We start from the raw sequence: 308 nt of genomic DNA on the forward strand, positions 1-308 counted from the left end.
CTACAATGGCGCATACAAAGAGAAGCGACCTCGCGAGAGCAAGCGGACCTCATAAAGTGCGTCGTAGTCCGGATTGGAGTCTGCAACTCGACTCCATGAAGTCGGAATCGCTAGTAATCGTAGATCAGAATGCTACGGTGAATACGTTCCCGGGCCTTGTACACACCGCCCGTCACACCATGGGAGTGGGTTGCAAAAGAAGTAGGTAGCTTAACCTTCGGGAGGGCGCTTACCACTTTGTGATTCATGACTGGGGTGAAGTCGTAACAAGGTAACCGTAGGGGAACCTGCGGTTGGATCACCTCCTT

At 52.6% G+C, this 308-nt stretch carries 1 rRNA gene; it reads left to right on the forward strand.

Going from position 1 to position 308, the window contains the following annotated elements:
- Nucleotides 1-308, forward strand: a 16S ribosomal RNA gene (locus ACF8PE_RS15220); the annotation flags it as partial.

The sequence above is a fragment of the Leclercia sp. GLN_9 genome, assembly GCF_043105735.1.
Lineage (GTDB): Bacteria > Pseudomonadota > Gammaproteobacteria > Enterobacterales > Enterobacteriaceae > Enterobacter > Enterobacter adecarboxylatus.